The sequence below is a fragment of the Candidatus Auribacterota bacterium genome (assembly GCA_026392035.1).
GTDB lineage: Bacteria > Auribacterota > Tritonobacteria > UBA1439 > UBA1439 > JAPLCX01.
Genome location: JAPLCX010000015.1, coordinates 1 through 16,916, shown reverse-complemented (window position 1 = coordinate 16,916; position 16,916 = coordinate 1). Strand labels below are relative to the sequence as shown.

Here is a 16,916-nt window from a genome sequence, read left to right as displayed (position 1 = left end):
GAAAAATCCGCTGAACCTTTCAAATGGAAGTTCACCCGTCAGGATCTCAAACGATTACTCGACAAACTATCTCTTTGTTCACAGAAAGAAAAGGCCGCATAAATAATACGTCACCGAACTTATGATCCAGAGCACTAAGGTAATTTTTCACCACGGACCTGCCTCCGTGGTAGATTGCACACTTTAATATTCATGTCCGCCGGTCAGCGGAACGAAACGGACGGGGATCACGCTCCTCGTCGTCACCTTGCCGTCCTTCTTCTCAATCAGCATGAGGTACTGTGCGAAAAATACGCTCCCCACGGGGATTGCCATTCTCCCCCCTTCCCTGAGCTGTTCGATGAGCGGGGGTGGAACATAGGTTGCGGCCGCCGTCACCACAATCCCGTCGAAGGGGGCGTGCTCTTTCCAGCCGTAGTAGCCATCCCCTTCCTTTACATGGACCGTGCGGTAGTTCATCTCCTTGAGGCGCGTCTCGGCGCTCTTCGCGATCGGGGGGATGATCTCGATGGTGTACACGTCTGCGGCCACTCTGGACAGCACTGCCGCCTGATAGCCGGAACCCGTCCCGACCTCGAGGACCCTCGCTCCCTGAGGAAGGGGCAGGAGGAGCTGCGTCATGAGGGCGACGATATACGGCTGGGAGATGGTCTGACCATAACCTATGGGCAGCGGCCTGTCCTCGTATGCACTGCCTATGAGATACGGCGGAACGAATCGCTCTCTCGGCACTTCCCGCATGGCCTCGAGCACCCGCCGGTCGCTGATATCTCGACCCATGAGCTGGGAGGTCACCATATCCTCGCGCGCCCCTTCGAAACCATCGCTGCCGCCTGCGGTGAGATACGGCCGGGGCGGGGATAACGCGAGTGCGAGCTGAATCGGCAAGAGGAGAACGCAGTCCCAGGGCAATTGATTCCGCTCCACGCTATGGATCTTATCCCGACTGATTCACGAAACCTCATGCGGATTCATGGGGCACACCAGTGCGATTGCCAGGGCCGCCCTGTTGAATCCGCACGCCATGAGAGAGTATAGCAGAATCGAAGGGGGTTGGCGAAGGATCAGCCGGGGGGGCTTGTCTTTTCCAGCTGGTTGTAGAGATTGACGAGCAGGGCGTCAAATTCCTCGCGCCCCTGCGTGATCCGCACGAGCATGCCGCTACAGCGCAGCTCATCTCCATTCCTGAAATCTCCACGGAGGGCTCCGTCGTATATGATGAGGGGGAGTGGCGAACACTTCTGCCGGTCAATGGTAATGTTGTCCAATTGAAGAATCGCAGGCATGTAGATCGCGTGCGTGTCCTCGCAGACCCTGCCCGTCGCATGGACCTTCTCCCTGAGCACCTCCACGGTAAATTCCTTCAGCGGGACCTCATTCCAGTCCGAGTACACGAAGAACGGGCAGACGAGGACACCGCGGTGGTGGAACCGCATGGGCCAGAGTTTGTTGTACTCGATCACCTGCCGCGCCGGGTCGCGGGTGAGAGTGTAGATCTTTTGAATGACGTGCCTGTTCTCTTCCACCGTCCCGAAGAACACCACGTCGAAATCCTCATCGTGGGGGTCGTAGACGCCGTAGGCGAGAGAACCGGTGACGCCGAGCCGCTCAATCGGAATATCGAGCACCTCTGATACCTGCCGGACCGCCCGCTCGATTGCGGGGTAGCACTCCACGGCCTTGTGGAGTGACTTCCTGCAATCGAAATAGCCGATAAATTGCCCCAGGGGGAACTCGAGCTCGTACTCCGCGTAGGGCGGGCGTTCCTTGTCCAGGCTCGGATCCAGCTCGCACTGTCGCGCGATCTGCGCGGGGTGCGAGATGTACACCATCTCGTCGTCAACAATCTTTTTAGTGAGGCACTCGTATGGCCGCCCGTGGATCGCCACCCCTCCATTCTCCTGCGGGTAGTAGATAATCTTGCCGTAGAGCCCTCCCTCCGGATGGCAGTAGCCCTCACAGAACACCAGGCTGTCGTCGCGGCGCATGAAATAGGTTGAATCCCGCATCGCCAGGTCAAGCCGCTCCATCGGCGCAATGTATGCTTCCATTGTCTTCCAGAAGCTCGGATACATCTCCTCTACCCTCTCTCTCGGGCTGTGCATTGGCCCTCCACTCGCACCTGAACCATGAGCCCCCCGACCATCACCGCATCCCGTTCGCTAGACGCGATCCCTCCTTGTGATCGCGATGCCATTGGTCACCAGGAGCGCCCGAAACTCCGCGTCCGGTTTCCGCACATTCACGAGTTTGGCGCGCCCCTCGAGCCATTCCCCGCACCTGAACTCTCCCCTCATGGAGCTGTCGTAGATGATCAGCGGGAGCTCGCCTGCCTTCTCTCCGTCCAGATCCACGCGCTCCATCCCGAGAACCATGGGTAAATATATTGAGTGGCGGTCATCGCGCACGCGGCCGCGGAATGGCACATCTCCCCTCACCAGATCCATGGTGAACTCGGCGAGCGGGATTTCATCCGCGCGGGCATAGATAAAGAAGGGGCAGACGAGTGTGCCCTCATAATAGAATCGCATCGGCCAGAATCTGTCGAACTCGAAAACCCTGTGCGCGGGGTCTTTTACCCATTCCGTAATCTTCCGGAGCACCCGCGCGTGCTCCTCCAGGCTCCCGCAGATCGTGAGATCGACATCCTCGTCCCCCGCCTCTATCTTTCCATAGGCGAGGGAACCGGTGACACCAAGGCGATCGAGCCCCATCTCGATGAAGCCGCTGACCTTCTCGATTATTGGAGAGAGCCAGGGGTACATCTCCATTGCCACCTCAAGCGACCGCCCATGCTCAAAAAATCCGATGCAGTCGCCAAGCTCGAACCGGGCATGGTAATCGGCAAAGAGCGGCATCCCCCTCTTCTTCATCAGTTCGGGTTCAGCGAGATAGTGGAGCTTGAGCTGCTCGTCTATGGGAAGGAGCTCGAGGCGGCCGTTCGCGAGTCGCTTGTTGGTGTTTGAGTATCGGCGGCCGAAAATCTCCAGCGTGCCGCGAGGGTCAGGGTAGCTGATCAGTTTCCCGTAAAATCCGTCGGGGGGATGGCAATACCCCTGGGCAAACGCGAAGCTCAGGTTCTTGCGCAGGAAGTAGGTCGAGTCAACCATATGCCCTACCGCATCAATGGGGAGCAGGTACCTCTCGATCGTGGCGAAGAATCTGTCTTCCATAACAATCATACCCCATCTCCCTACCTGGCGTCAGGATGACAGGAAACGTCCTTGCTGATCTGGGAGCTGACCGTCACCAGGAGGGATTGGAAGACACTTCCCCTCTCCCTCACGCGAATCAATCTCGCGCCATTCAAGGTGAGGCTGTCGCCGCGGTAGTACTCGCCCCTGAGCGATCCGTCGTAGATGATCAATGCGAGATCTTCACACGGCGCGTCGCCGATCACCACGCGCTCGAGGGTGAGCACGACAGGCATGTAGATACCATGGGTGTCATCCCTGACAAGGCCTGTGGCCTTCACGTTCTCCTGGAGCACCTCCACCTGCATCTCCCTGAGCGGGACTTCGCGGGGGTCGAGGTATTCGAAGAAGGGGCAGATCATGAGGTCATTATGGTAGAACCGCATCGGCCAAAATTTGCCGAACTCCACCACTCTCCTCCCATGCTCTTGTGTGAGCGCGTGTATCTTGGAGATCACCCGTCTGTTCTGTTCGATCGTCCCGTAGATGCACAGGTCTATATCGTCCGCGGGCTCCTCAAATTTGCCATAGGAGAGGGAACCGGTGCACCCGAGCCGCTCGACGGGCACCTCCAGGATATCGCTCGCCTTCGACGCCGCATCCGCAACCTGGGGATACATCTCCATCGCTTTTGTGAGCGACTTGCGATGATCGAAGAAGCCGACGAATTCGCTCAGCGGGAGCTCAACGTGGTACTCAGCCCAGCAGGGGAGCTTCTTATTCGGGTCCAGTGTCGGATCGACCTCAAAGTGTCTTTTCAATTGCTGATCATGGGGGATGAGTTCGAGTTTGCCCTTCACCATCCTCTTGATGGTGGTCCCGTACCGACGGCCGTGGATGCTCATCCACCCGCCATTTTCCGGATAGTAAATAATCTTGCAGTAGATGCCGCCCCTGGGATGACAGTACCCCTGCGTGAACACGAAACTGTTATCTTTTCTCAGGAAATAAAAGGCGTCCCCCGGCCCCCCCTTCATTTCGGAAAGGGGAACGAGGTATTGACCTATAATCCGCTCAAACGTGTCTCCTGTCATCCTTCACCATTCTTCATGCATGGGCATATACGAAAAAAGCCTCATCATGGGACTGATATCCAATGATGAAGCGCACTATAATATCCCGTCCCTAATTTAATGTCAATATCCTATTTGCCCCCCCACAATATGTGATATGCTTATAGAAGAGGAATGTACGCCATGATGCACAAATGGGATGACTCTCGCGGCAACCTCGTGCCCGTGCCATTTCCGAACATGCTGCGGCGCGCTTCCCTGGCGCTCTGCCTCTCGCTCGCTCTCGCCCACCCTGTCCCTGCTGACGTGGTGAAGCTGAAAAACGGCGAACTCATCACATGCAAGGTCATCAAGGAGATGCAGGGTCTCATCAAGGTGCGGATGCCGCACCGCGGGAAGATTGTCACGACTTTTCTCAACAGGGGGAGCATCGAATCCATCAACAAGTCCGCGGATGTTGAAAATCGGAAGCACTTTCAAAGCAGAGGAGTACACAACCCGGGGCGCGCCTACGAACCCGTCTACTACAGCGGGAGCGCCCCCGCCCCCCAGGCCGCCCGAGGGCCGGGTGGAAGACCGATGCCCGCCAAGGGCAAGGCGAAAGGCGAAAAAACCTCCAAAAAGCGCGGCGTCGATGCCCGCCGGGGGCAATCTGAGGCGAGAGCCAAGGAACGGAGTGATCGGTTCGGGGAGAGAAGTTCTAAAGGCTCGAAGGGCGAGACGTCTACCACCCCATCGTCACCCGCCGCACCCACAACCTCAGAGAGCAGCGGCACGACGGTCGGCTCCTTCGGCGGCGGCGCGGGAGTGTCGCTCGGCCGGTAACCACCTTCACGCATGTTGTGCCCCACCCCTGGCGGCGGGTTTCCTGCTGCTGAATCTTAAATCACCCTCTCGGTTCACAACTAACTCCAACCAACTACGGCAATTCAGTTATAACCACAGAGAGCACAGAGATTGACGTGCGACACAGATAGACACAGATGAACACGGATAAATACTACTGTCGAAAGTTTAAGGCCCAAAGTTTGTAACTACTCAGGTAGTCAGAAGTCAGGAGCCAGAATCCGGAATGGATCGCGTATAAGCTTCCAGCAGCTTACTGACCTCTTCGAGTAACTGCATTAACTCGGAAACATTGCCGTATTCCAAGTCCTCAAATGTCGCCGCCGGCGTCCTCATTCTAACTCCTGACTCCTGAATTCTGCCCATTCGATCTTCACGACATTGCGCGCCATGAGCGCATCCACGATGATGAGGGCGGGAGCGGTGATCGGGTAGAGGAACAGGCCATCAGCGGCGCTGAGCGGGTAGCCGCCGCCGATCATTCTGACGATCGGGGAAAAGAAGATCGCCGCGATGAAGAGCCATGACAAACGTCGCCGCCGCGGAGGCGATGCAGGTGGCCACCATCACCGCGCCGAAGTCCATGCCCGCCTGTGACAACACGGCGGGCTGCACGAAGATGATGTACGCCATGGTCATGAACGTCGCCACGCCGGCGACTATCTCCGTCCTGACCGTGGTGCCGTTTTGCTTGAGTTTGAAGAGGCGCTCGAGCATGGGGGCTTTGAGCAGTGAAACCCGACCGCTACCTGCGTTTCAGGTACTTCCCCACGATGGGCCAGAGCTTCTGTATCACAGGGGCTGGTATCTTCTCACGCTGGGTGATGATGGCGTTTTCGAGGGCGCGCGCGCAGGAACAGTCCTGCTCGTGCGGTATCTTTCCGATCGCGTTCTTGATCAAATCCCTGGCGGTCTGGGCATTCTTCCTGAGATTTCTGACGATCGCCTCCACCGTTACCGCCTCATGCTCGGGGTGCCAGCAATCGTAGTCGGTGACCAACGCGATCGTCGCATAGCAGATCTCCGCCTCGCGGGAGAGCTTCGCCTCCACGAGATTGGTCATGCCGATCAGGTCCAGCCCCAGCGCGCGGTAGACTCCCGCCTCTGCCTTGGTTGAGAACGCGGGACCTTCCATGTTCACGTAGGTCCCCCCCCTGTGCACACTGGCGCCTATTTCCCTGCCCGCATCGTACAGTATCCCGGCGAGCGTCCCGCACACCGGCTCGGCAAATGCGATGTGCACCACCAACCCATCTCCAAAAAAGGTTGACGGCCTTTTGCTGGTGCGATCGAAGAATTGGTCAACGATGACGATATCCAGGGGTTTGTATTTTTCCCGGAGGCTGCCCACAGCGCTCATGGAGATGATCCAGCACACGCCGAGCTTCTTCATGCCGAAAATATTCGCGCGATAGTTGATCTCCGTGGGCATCAGGCGGTGTCCGCATCCGTGGCGCGGGAGGAACACCACCTCGCGCTGGTGAATCCGGCCAATCACGTAATTGTCCGAGGGGGGGCCGAACGGGGTGTCGATCCGCTCCTCACGCACCTCCTCGAGGCCGTCCATGTCATACAGGCCGCTCCCTCCGATCACACCGATCCTCTGCCCTTTCATTGACTCGGCATCTCCTGCGTCCCAACCCCTGCGGGCTCAGGGGCGAGCTCCTTCCTTATCCTGTCAAGCGTCTCCTTCAACCGTGCCGCTTCCGCCGCGAGCGCAGCCCGCTCCGCCTCTTTCTCCCGCACCTGTTGCCTGAGCGACAGCAGTTCTGCCGCGGGAGCCCTGCCCTCAGCTGCCGCAGCGGGTGTGCCCGCGGATGCGCCCTTGAGCGCCTCGAGCTCCGCTTTGAGGTTGTCCCTCTCTGCGACAACCTTCTTTAAATTCTCAGCGGCGAGGCTGAGCTTCTCCTCGATAGTGGAAAAACCCTCTTTTACCGCCGCGCGCGCACTCTCGAGCTCCGCGAGCTTCCGCTCCGCCTCGATCCTGGCGGCTGTTTCCCTGTTCAACTTCTCCTGGAGACCCTCCCGCTCGGCGCCGAGCTTCTTGGCGGTCTCAGCGGCGGCGGCGGCGGCTTTTTCCAACTCCCCGAGCTTTCCTATCTCCTGTTTCACCCTCCCCTCGAGCTCGGCGTACTCCGCGTGGACACGCACCAGCTCGCCCCTCATCCGGCTCTTTTCTCCCTCGAGCACAATCACTTTCTCGTTGAGCGTGTTGAGCTCCTCAACGATTGACGGCTTGATGATTTCCGGCAGCAGACGCCCCTTGAGGAGGCCTCGATGCCATGGGGGCGCCGCACCCTCGTGGATGTCGTACAACATGGATGCGATGAACGCGACCGACACGAGGACCCCCAGCCCCTTGCAGAGATTCCCCAGGCCCCTCCTGCGCCTGAAAAAGAAATAGCCCAGGGAGAAAAGCAGGAGCGGGATGAGCCAGAGGAGCACGGGAAAACCGGCGAAGCGCGACAGGATGCAGACGATACCCGCGAAGACATAGACGCTGCCCATGTTCCTCAATGTCCCCGAGATACTCTTGAATGTTTTGTACGAATTATAGATGTGTGCGAATAACCCCAGCTCGATGAGGAGAAGGGAGAGCAGCACGTCGAGAGGGGCACGGTATTCGAAACCGGCATAGAGGATGCCCGCGAGCGTGACGAGCAGAATTGCGAGCAGCAGGACCGCGATGCGTGACTCCGGTGAATGCATCGCGCGCCGTACCAGCACGAACACAAACGCCGCCGACAGCAATGCGCAGTACGCATAGTTGAGAACGTCCATGGAGATCGTCATTGATTCACCTCTTGGATTAATGACAAATGACAAATCTTAATATATTTTGTCATTTGGATTTTGTCATTTGTCATTCCCGGATCGGCCTCATTCTAGCAGATGAGTCACCCCTTGCAATAGCTTTTTGCGCTCTGCGATGCAATCCCTCAGTTTCAGAGGGGCCAATATCTGTAGGGGTTCCCCGCCTGCCGGTCGGGCAGGGATTCATCGAACCCGGGCGCGACCCTTCGGCTACGCTCAGGACAAGTTCATCGCGCCCCTACAGCACGAAATTTGTCTACTCCCGCACGATCGAGGAATTACCCCGCAATCACGTATGGTACCCTACGCAGGGGGTCAGCGCAGGCCGATCACCGCGCGCAGCAGCGTGGAGGGGCGCAGGAGGAGGAGCGTACGTGTGTTGCACTCGTGCGTGCAGAAGCACTTCTGCGCCCTCCGCCACTCGAGAAAGTCACTCGCCCTTTCCCCACGCAGGAGCTTCATGACGTCACAGCCGCAGTCGCGCACGTTCCCGAGCGAACGGTTGAACATGAGCTCGCAGGGAAATACCTCGCCGCCCTCTGCGAGGACAATCTCCCGCTCACCCGCCTTGCAGGGGATCACGGATTCACCCTCCCGCCACACGCGGGCGATGTACCGGTAGCGGAGCCTGTTGACCGCGTTGCGGAGGCGCCGCTTCCGGGAGACAGAGGATGAGCCCAAGGATCGGCCCCCCCCGCCGGAATACCTCTCCTCCAGTTTCCGGTTGAGCGCGAGATACGTCTCCGGGGTCACCCCAACGGGACGTTCGCCGGGACCTTCGCCGCGCCAGAGGTTGAGCGTGTGCGAGTCCGGATGGAACTCATTGAAAATAAAGTCAATGAAGCGGTCCAGTTCGCCCTGGTTCTCTTTCATGAGGGTGGTGACCACCCCCACATACAGATTCCGGTACTGCCCCTGGAGCTCCCGGGTGCCGCCCAGCGTGCGGAGCGCATTTTCGAAGATCCCCTTCACGCCGCGGAGGCCGTCGTGCAGTTCCTGAAAGCCATCCAGAGAGACCGAGAGGCTGAAGGAGAGATCGGGAGAAATCGAGCAGATGCGCCGCACCGCTTCTAGGATCTCGCGCGTTTTGAGACCGTTCGTTGGTATGGAGAGGCTCATGAACGAGGTTTCATGGAAGTAGGCCTCGACGATGCCGGGAAGATCAGTTCTCAAAAAAGGCTCTCCGCCGGAAATGAGGAGGAAACGGAGGCACCCTATGGAGTGCGCCACTCGACTGATTTCATCGAGGGTGAGTTCGCGCCCGGCCCTGTTGACCGCGTAAAAGCAGTGGGTGCACCGCGCGTCGCACGCAGACGTGACGAAGTGCGTCAGTTGAAAAAGGCCGCGGCCCGGCACGATAGTGTCTTTCACCAGCCTCACCGCCTGCCCGGCCGCCCTAAGCGTTCCCATAAAACTCACCTTCTCCCGCAATGAACAATCCGCTCAATCTGCATCATCAGTAGTTACTCCCTTCACATTTTACGTTTTAACCACTGAAGACACTGAGGTCACTGAAAATCATATATTTTGCTTCATTCAGTGTATTCAGTGCTCTCAGTGGTTATTTCCGACATTTTATACTTCGTGCCCTTTGTGCCTCCGTGGTGATTTATGAATTTTCAACCCTGCGTTGATGCAATACCCCCGCGGTGCGGCACACCTCGCCCGCGGCGAGGAGAGGCAACAATACTATAAAGGAGACGAGGTGTTCAGTAAACAGGTATCGCGCGAGGAGCACCGCAAGGCGAGGCATGAAGAGCAGGAGGAGCGGGTGGCGGAGGAATACCTGTCCGCGCAACGGGTAGCGCACGCGCGGATACACGAAGGCCTTGCCGCACCGGTACTGGTTGCGGAAGAACGAGAGGAGCCCCCTGCGCGAGGGGGTATGGGTCACGCTGATTGACGGGTCGAAGACGAGGCGCCCGCCGCGAGAGCCGATCTCAGCGTTGAACGTGGTGTCCTCACCGGCCGTGGTGGGGATGAAATCAATTCCCTGGATCGCCTCGCGCCGGTAGGCGACGTTTATCGTCGGAATGGTGGAGACCTCTCCCGCCTTTCTGGAGGCGATATACTCCGAGAAATTAGAGAGGTACTCGAGCCTGCCCGCGATACCACGTGAGCCGTCGAGGATTGCTCCCCCGACCCCCGAGGCTTCAGGGTAACGCTCGAATGCGGAGCGTATCTTCTCAACCCAGTCAGCCCGCGGCAGCGCGTCCGCGTCAGTAAAAGCGATGATATCCCCCCCCGCGTGCGCCTTGCCGACATTGCGCGCCTGCCCCGCAGATCGGCGTTTATCCGAGCGGATCACCGCTACCCCGAATCGCGCGGCGATCTCATCGGAGCCATCGGTGGAGGCGTCATTGACCACGATGACCTCTGATGGCTTCTGGGTTTGCGCCCGGAGCGCCTCGAGGCATGCCCCGAGCGTTCCGCGGGCGTTATGGCAGGGGATCACGACGCTGAGGGTTGTCATAGAGACAGTTTAAGGTGTAAAGTTGAATGTTTAAAGATTAAAATATCGTAACTGCTCAGGAGCCAGAATTCAGGGTTAATGCAGTTATTCGAAGAGGTCAGTAAGCTACTGGAAGCTTATTCGCGATCCGTTCTGGATTCTGGCTCCTGACTACCTGAGTAGTTACAAAATATCTTGTTTTCCAAACGCCAGAGAAGCAGTACCATTCCCGGATGGAGGCGCGCGAGATGAGAAATGATGCCGGTGAGAGGAACGCGGGAATGACGCTTGTCCTCATTCTCGCGCTCGCGTTTACGCTCAGGCTGGTGTTCATTATTTTCCCCGCCGATGGTGTTCCCTTCTCCGATATGAAGGACTACCATGACCAGGCCCGCACCCTGCTCACGAAGGGGACCTATGGGCCGGCGCTGCGCCCGCCCCTCTATCCCCTTTTTATGATGGCCGTGTACCGCATCGCGGGCGAGGAATATATTTTCGTGAGGTTGCTCCAGGCGCTCATGGGTGTCGGTGTCTGCCTCTTCACGTACGCGATCGCCCTTCGCCTGTACGGTCCGCGCGCCGGGATTGCGGCGGGGCTCATCGCTGCCTGCTACCCGTCCCTGATCCTGTACACCTGCCTCCTCATGTCTGAGAACCTGTTCATATTCCTCCTCACCGCATCCCTCGTATTACTCCTGGGAACAGCACAACGCCGGCCTGTGAGTCTCTTCGCGGCAGGCATCCTCCTCGGCCTCGCCTGTCTCACGAAATCAGTGCTCGTCGGATTTATTCCCCTGGCGGCATTGTGGCTCCTGGGACGGCGCGAGCGGACTGCGGCCCTGCTCTGCATGCTCGGGGCACTCTGCACTATCACGCCCTGGACGGTTCGCAACTGGAACTACTACCACCGCTTCGTTCTCATTGATTCCTACGGCGGCTACAACTTCCTCATCGGCAACAACCCCGACGCGGCAGGACGCCAGGACCATGAAGTTGTGGTCAGGCTCCGGGAGACGGTGTGGAAGAGGTGCAAGGACGATGCTCACCGCGCCGCCGTGGGCTACCGTGAAGGGTTCAGGTTCATCCTCGCCCATCCGGGGCGCTTCCTGAATCTGGGGATCACAAAAATGGGTTATCTCTACGGACCGGAGATCAGGGAGCTCTCCTGGGGCTATTCGAGGAACTTTTTTGGCGAGGTCCCGCGGCCGCTGCTCATTCCGGCGGCAGCAGCGGTCATCGCGGCCTTCCCCCTTGTCGCAGTCCTTGCCATCTTCGGGGTGTGTCTCCGCGGTGTCGGGCCCTGCGGGTGGCGGGGAGCGGGGGGGCTGCTCATCCTGGCGGTGTTCTATTTCAGTGTGGCGCATTTTCTGACGTTCGGGGAGAGCAGGTTTCACCTTCCGCTCGTGCCCATCTTTGCGGTTTTTGCCGGGAGCCTGGCACGGCGGGACGAGAAACCGGTGATGGAATCCCCACATGCAGGGCGAGTCGCCGCACGAATCATCGTCTCTGCTGTGCTCCTTACCCTTCTTTCCCTCAACTGGGCGGTTCGCCTCGGAGAGGATTGGGTGCGGCTGGGCAGGGTTCTCGGCCCCGGAGGGAATACGGCGAGCCTGAACTATTGAAATTGAACAGGACGAACGCAGGTAAACATCGATACATGTAGCAGTTCCTCTTTTGAAATGGCATTTTAATCTGTGTAAATTTGCCCTGTTGCTGGTTCTATTTTGATTCAGTGCAAAATAGTATAAAATAATATACTCGTGATATTTCCTGTTGACTTACTGTTCGGGATGCCGTATTCTGGGCAGGTTAAGTGTCGGGAAATGCAACCACTGGAGTTTCCGGCGCTTTTTCTGCGTATTCAGTGCTCTCAGTGGTGTGAACTCGCTCGTTCATAAAAGAAAGGGGACGATTATATGGTACAGCTAAGATCGTATGTTTTTCTGGACAGTCTCCAGCCCCAGCTCGCGTCCTTTGTCGCGTCAGCCGCGAAGGGATTCATGCCGGTCGCGGGCATGGCATCACTCTACGTGGAAGTCGCGCCCGGCATGGAGATCATACGGGCCCTGGATGTAGCGCTCAAGGCAACCTCCTGCCGCCCCGCGGTCCAGGTGGTGGAGAGGGCCTATGGCGTTCTCGAGGTGCACTCAGAGGACAAGGGCCAGGTCCTGAACGCCGGCAGAGCGATTCTGGACGCCCTCGGTCTGAGCGAGGGAGACCGCCTGAAACCAAAGGTGGTTTCCACCCAGATCATCCGCAGGATCAGTCCCTATCAGGCCCAGCTCATCAACAAGGGGCGCGACGGGTCAATGCTCCTGGGCGAGCAGACGCTCTACATCATGGAAACCGATCCGGCAGCCTACGTGACCATCGCGGCAAACGAAGCGGAAAAATCGTCGCACGTCACGCTGATCGAGGTGCGGCCGGTCGGCCGGTTCGGCCGTCTCTACCTCGGGGGCGAGGAACGCGACATCATGGTCGGGAGCGAGGCGGCGCTGAAGGCAATCCAGGCGATCACCGGCAAGGAAGCAGCGGGGAAGGGCAGCGAGTAACGTCACCGATGGCACTGAGAGCGTATGGTTTGTTTTAATTCAGTGTCCTTCGCGGTACGGCGTGTCATCAATGACAGTAACAAGGGAAAGGGGGGAGCGATGTCAGAAGCATTAGGCATGATTGAAACGAGGGGTTTTGCGGCAATGGTGGAGGCAGCCGACGCCATGGTCAAGGCGGCGAAGGTCGAGCTGGTGAGTTATGAGAAGATCGGCGGCGGCTACGTCACGGCGATCGTCCGCGGCGATGTGGCATCGGTCAGGGCAGCGACCGAAGCCGGCGCGCGCGGCGCTGAGAAGGTTGGCGAGCTCGTTTCCGTGCACGTGATCCCGAGGCCTCACGCGAACGTTGACGCGGCACTTCCGCTCGGCAGGCCAACCGGCGGCAAAGATTGATAATCGTATCTGCACCTGATTGCTCTGATTGGCCTGATATTTTCAGAGAGATCAGGTAAATCAGGTGCAACAATTTCGCAAGGAGGGTACATGCTCTTGGGCAAAGTAATGGGCACACTTGTCTCCACGCAGAAGGACGAAAAGCTCCGCGGGCTAAAGTTCTATGTCGTGGAGAGGCTGGATATGCAGGGAAGGCCGACGGGCATTTTCGTGATCGCAGCTGACGCGGTCGGGGCGGGAGTGGGTGAAGTGGTGGTCTACGCCTCGGGAAGTTCCGCCCGCTATACCGCCGCGACCGAGGGGAAGCCTGCGGACGCCACCATCATCGGTATTGTCGATTCCTGGGACGTGGAAGGGGAGTATAAGTACCAGAAGAGCGCAGAAGGTTGAGGATTGAGAGTTCAGGGTTGAGGGTTGAATGATTTGTTCATACCGCACTCTCCTCAACTATACACCCTCAACCAGATCGGGAGCCACTCATGAAGCTCACAGAAGCGCAGATTGCCGCCATTGTCGAAAACGTGGTGAACAAGCTGGCCGAAGAGGGAGCCTTTGAGAAGGCGGCAACCGGAGGGACCGGCGCGGGGGATGGCGTGTTCCCCGATGTTGATTCCGCCCTCAGGGCAGCCGAGCTGGCGCAGCGGGAGCTCGACGCCCAGACGCTCGACAAGAGGCGTGAGATCATTGCCGTCATCCGGAGGACCGTCGAGGAAAACGTCCAGACAATCGCGCGCATGGCGGTCGACGAGACAAAGCTCGGCCGCTACGATGACAAGATCAAGAAGAATCTCTGTGTCGCCCAGCTCACCCCCGGCACGGAAGATCTTAAACCGATCGTCTTCACCGGTGACCATGGCCTCACCCTTGTGGAGCGCGCGCCCTATGGGGTAATCGGCTCGATCACACCCTGCACCAACCCCTCGGAGACAATCATCTGCAACGGGATCGGCATGATCGCGGGGGGGAATTCTGTCGTCTTCAATCCTCACCCCAACGCCAAGGGAATATCGGCATATACCGTAAAACTCCTCAACAGGGCAATCGTGGCCGTGGGCGGGCCGCGCAATCTCCTCTGCTGCATTGCCGACCCCACGCAAGAGAGCGCTCAGGAGATGATGAAGCACCCGAAGGTGAGGCTGCTCGTCGTGACGGGTGGAGGCGGCGTGGTCAAGGCGGCAATGAACAGCGGCAAGAAAGCGATATGCGCCGGTCCCGGGAATCCGCCGGTAGTCGTGGACGAAACGGCGGACATCGCCAGGGCAGGCACAGATATTGTCGCGGGGGCGTCTCTCGACAACAACATCGTATGCGTGGACGAGAAAGAGGTCATCGCCGTTGACGCGATCGCCGACGCGCTGAAGGCCGCGATGGTGCGCGCGGGCGCCCACGAGCTCACCGGGCGCGATATCGAGCGACTGACGAGCCTCGTGGTCAAGGAGCGGGTCGCGCCGCCGCACGAGAGCGTCATCGACAAAAAATGGGTCGGCAAGGATGCGGCGCTCATGCTCAAGGAACTGGGAATCAGCGCACCCGCTGATCCGCGCCTCATCCTCATCGATGTCGAGCGGCAACACCCGCTGCTCTGGTCGGAGCAGCTCATGCCCATCCTGCCGCTCACGCGGGTGAAGAGCGCCGACGAGGGAATCGACCTGGCCCTCGAGATGGAGCACGGCTATAGACACACCGCCTCAATGTTCTCACGGAATATCGAGAAGCTCTCCAGGATGGCCAGGGTTGTCAACTGCTCAATTTTCATAAAGAACGGACCGAACTACGCGGGCCTGGGTCTCGGCGGCGAGGGCTACACCTCATTCACCATCGCCAGCCCCACCGGCGAGGGGCTCACCTCGGCGAAGGATTTCGCGCGCGTGCGCCGCTGCACGCTGGTGGACTATTTCCGGATCGTGTAAAGAATAAATTCAAATTATCACCACGGAGAGCACGGAGAAGGCACGGAGAACACTGAGGAAGATCCTTTCGGGCTTAGCCGCGGATACACGCGGATTGCAGTGGTGTTTACATTTCAATGTGATCCCTTTTAATCCGCGATCATCCGCGCAGATCCGCGGCAAAAATCATATTTTCCTATGGCTGCGACTCTTGTTGACAAGGTGAAGAAGGCCGGGGTGGTGGGCGCCGGTGGCGCGGGATTCCCCACCTGGAAAAAAATCGACGCTCGTGTTGACTATGTCGTCGCGAACGGCGCCGAGTGCGAGCCGCTCCTGCACAACGATCAGTACCTCATGTCCAGAGAGGCGGCGGGAGTGGTCAGGGGGGTCGAGCTTGTCATGAAGAGCACCGGCGCGAAGAGCGGGATCATCGCACTCAAAGAGAAATACACCGACGCCGTCCCGGCGCTCCGGCAGGCGCTCAAGAAAAAGGATCACATCCGCCTCTTCTTCCTCGAGAACAGCTACCCGGCGGGGGACGAGTTCGTGCTCGTCTACGATGCGACGGGGCGCGTCATTCCAGAATCAGGCCTCCCGCTCGATGTCGGCGTGCTCAACAGCAACGTGGAGACATTCAAGAATATCGCTGACGCGGACCAGGGCCACCCGGTCACGCACCGCTACGTCACCGTCACCGGCGCCGTGCGTAATCCGGTCACGCTCCAGGCGCCCATCGGGACGAGCCTTGCCGATCTGATCGAGCGCGCCGGCGGGCCAGAAACAGAGGAATTCGCCCTCATGACCGGCGGGCTGATGATGGGGAAACTCTCCTACGATATTGCCCAGCCGCTCACGAAGACGACGGGAGCCCTTGTCCTCCTCCCGGCGGACCACAAGCTTGTGCGAAGGCGGGCGGTTCACTTCACGAGGAGCCTGCACGTGACAAGGGAGTTCTGCTGCCAGTGCACCCTTTGCACGCTCATCTGCCCCCGCTATCAGCTGGGGCACGCGCTCTACCCGCACCTGATCATGCGCTCCGTGCTCTTCGGCCTGCCGTTTGCAGAGGAGGGGGGCACGACCTCCGCCCACCTCTGCTGCGAGTGCGAGCTCTGCGGACTTTACATCTGCCCCATGGAGCTCCCTATCGCGCGCATCAACGGCAACATAAAGAGGAATCTCAAGGCGCTCGGGTGGGAGGCGCGGAAGAAGAGCGAGTCCCCCCAGCCGAGAATGCTGCGCGCGAGCGCCCGTATTCCCACGAGCCGTCTCGTGCACCACCTGGGGCTCGCGCCGTACCAGCGGGAGACCCCCTTTGTCGAGAAGATGGTTGATCCAAGAAGGGTGCGCATCCCCCTCAAGCAGAATGTGGGGGCTCCCGCCGTCCCCTGCGTCAAGGTGGGGCAGCGGGTGAAGAAGGGTCAGCTCATCGGTGAGATCCCCGAGGGGGAGCTGGGGGCGCGGCACCACGCCAGCATCAGCGGCGTGGTGAAGGAAGTGAAGGACTACATACTCATAGAAGCAGCATAAGTGCAGCCCAAAGTTGAAGGTATAAGGAAATAAATCAAAGTCTCACGTCGCCGATGGAATAGCTATTGGGATTTGGGATTTTGGATTTGGGATTTACTAAGTACACAGTATCATAAATATGATGACATATAAATATTGCTTTTCAAGAACGGATGCGGCACAATACGAAGACAAAGAAGGAGGCGTATTGTGCCCAGAACAAGCCCATTCAAGATTATACTCTCTTCGGAAGAAAA

16 protein-coding genes and 1 pseudogene are annotated in these 16,916 nt (G+C 58.7%); 7 read left to right on the top strand and 10 right to left on the bottom strand.

The genetic code is table 11. The features are described 5' to 3' along the window. Positions 1–183: 183 nt before the first annotated feature. The 4 genes from NTX71_01405 to NTX71_01390 all read right to left on the bottom strand — a co-directional run bounded on the left by NTX71_01405 (position 184) and on the right by NTX71_01390 (position 4,228). A complete protein-coding gene (locus tag NTX71_01405; GenBank protein ID MCX6338561.1) occupies positions 184–798 on the bottom strand; it encodes a protein-L-isoaspartate(D-aspartate) O-methyltransferase in 615 nt (204 codons plus the stop codon). A gap of 266 nt (positions 799–1,064) precedes the next feature. Beyond that, entirely contained in the window at positions 1,065–2,105 is a 1,041-nt protein-coding gene (locus tag NTX71_01400; GenBank protein MCX6338560.1) for a hypothetical protein, read from the bottom strand. A gap of 57 nt (positions 2,106–2,162) precedes the next feature. Continuing rightward, the gene (locus tag NTX71_01395; GenBank protein MCX6338559.1) at positions 2,163–3,182 is read right to left on the bottom strand and encodes a hypothetical protein; all 1,020 of its coding nucleotides are present in this window, start codon (positions 3,180–3,182) and stop codon (positions 2,163–2,165) included. Between the two features lie 11 nt (positions 3,183–3,193). Next, the gene (locus NTX71_01390) at positions 3,194–4,228 is read right to left on the bottom strand and encodes a hypothetical protein (GenBank protein ID MCX6338558.1); all 1,035 of its coding nucleotides are present in this window, start codon (positions 4,226–4,228) and stop codon (positions 3,194–3,196) included. 162 nt (positions 4,229–4,390) lie between these two features. Here NTX71_01390 and NTX71_01385 point away from each other — a divergent pair, with 162 nt between their 5' ends. Then, positions 4,391–5,032, top strand: a complete 642-nt coding sequence (locus NTX71_01385) for a hypothetical protein (GenBank protein MCX6338557.1) — start codon at positions 4,391–4,393, stop codon at positions 5,030–5,032. A 353-nt stretch (positions 5,033–5,385) separates the two neighbouring features. On the opposite strand, the gene NTX71_01380 is transcribed toward NTX71_01385, so the two are convergent. The 6 genes and pseudogenes from NTX71_01380 to NTX71_01355 all read right to left on the bottom strand — a co-directional run bounded on the left by NTX71_01380 (position 5,386) and on the right by NTX71_01355 (position 10,340). Further along, entirely contained in the window at positions 5,386–5,535 is a 150-nt protein-coding gene (locus tag NTX71_01380; protein MCX6338556.1) for a hypothetical protein, read from the bottom strand. Positions 5,536–5,569: 34 nt separating this feature from the next. Further along, positions 5,570–5,770, bottom strand: a pseudogene (locus NTX71_01375) (NCS2 family permease). A gap of 28 nt (positions 5,771–5,798) precedes the next feature. Then, complete coding sequence (gene mtnP / locus NTX71_01370) at positions 5,799–6,668, bottom strand: S-methyl-5'-thioadenosine phosphorylase (protein ID MCX6338555.1); 870 nt, start codon at positions 6,666–6,668, stop codon at positions 5,799–5,801. Next, on the bottom strand, positions 6,665–7,846 hold the full coding sequence (locus NTX71_01365) for a hypothetical protein (GenBank protein MCX6338554.1): 1,182 nt from the start codon (positions 7,844–7,846) through the stop codon (positions 6,665–6,667). Before NTX71_01365 ends, mtnP begins: the two co-directional genes overlap by 4 nt. A 336-nt stretch (positions 7,847–8,182) precedes the next feature. Next, on the bottom strand, positions 8,183–9,277 hold the full coding sequence (locus NTX71_01360; protein MCX6338553.1) for a radical SAM protein: 1,095 nt from the start codon (positions 9,275–9,277) through the stop codon (positions 8,183–8,185). Positions 9,278–9,476: 199 nt separating this feature from the next. Further along, positions 9,477–10,340, bottom strand: coding sequence for a glycosyltransferase (locus tag NTX71_01355; GenBank protein ID MCX6338552.1), 864 nt, complete (start codon positions 10,338–10,340; stop codon positions 9,477–9,479). A 227-nt stretch (positions 10,341–10,567) separates the two neighbouring features. On the opposite strand from NTX71_01355, the gene NTX71_01350 reads away from it, so the two are divergent. The 6 genes from NTX71_01350 to NTX71_01325 all read left to right on the top strand — a co-directional run bounded on the left by NTX71_01350 (position 10,568) and on the right by NTX71_01325 (position 16,680). Then, positions 10,568–11,941 (top strand): glycosyltransferase family 39 protein, encoded by a 1,374-nt coding sequence (locus NTX71_01350; GenBank protein MCX6338551.1) that lies wholly within the window; start codon positions 10,568–10,570, stop codon positions 11,939–11,941. A gap of 294 nt (positions 11,942–12,235) precedes the next feature. Then, entirely contained in the window at positions 12,236–12,871 is a 636-nt protein-coding gene (locus tag NTX71_01345; GenBank protein MCX6338550.1) for a hypothetical protein, read from the top strand. A 99-nt stretch (positions 12,872–12,970) separates the two neighbouring features. Beyond that, on the top strand, positions 12,971–13,264 hold the full coding sequence (locus NTX71_01340; protein MCX6338549.1) for a BMC domain-containing protein: 294 nt from the start codon (positions 12,971–12,973) through the stop codon (positions 13,262–13,264). Positions 13,265–13,354: 90 nt separating this feature from the next. Next, a complete protein-coding gene (locus NTX71_01335) occupies positions 13,355–13,654 on the top strand; it encodes a EutN/CcmL family microcompartment protein (GenBank protein MCX6338548.1) in 300 nt (99 codons plus the stop codon). 89 nt (positions 13,655–13,743) lie between these two features. After that, a complete protein-coding gene (locus NTX71_01330; GenBank protein MCX6338547.1) occupies positions 13,744–15,174 on the top strand; it encodes an aldehyde dehydrogenase EutE in 1,431 nt (476 codons plus the stop codon). A gap of 177 nt (positions 15,175–15,351) precedes the next feature. Then, positions 15,352–16,680: an SLBB domain-containing protein gene (locus NTX71_01325; protein MCX6338546.1), complete on the top strand. Its 1,329-nt coding sequence runs from the start codon at positions 15,352–15,354 to the stop codon at positions 16,678–16,680. Positions 16,681–16,916: the final 236 nt, after the last annotated feature.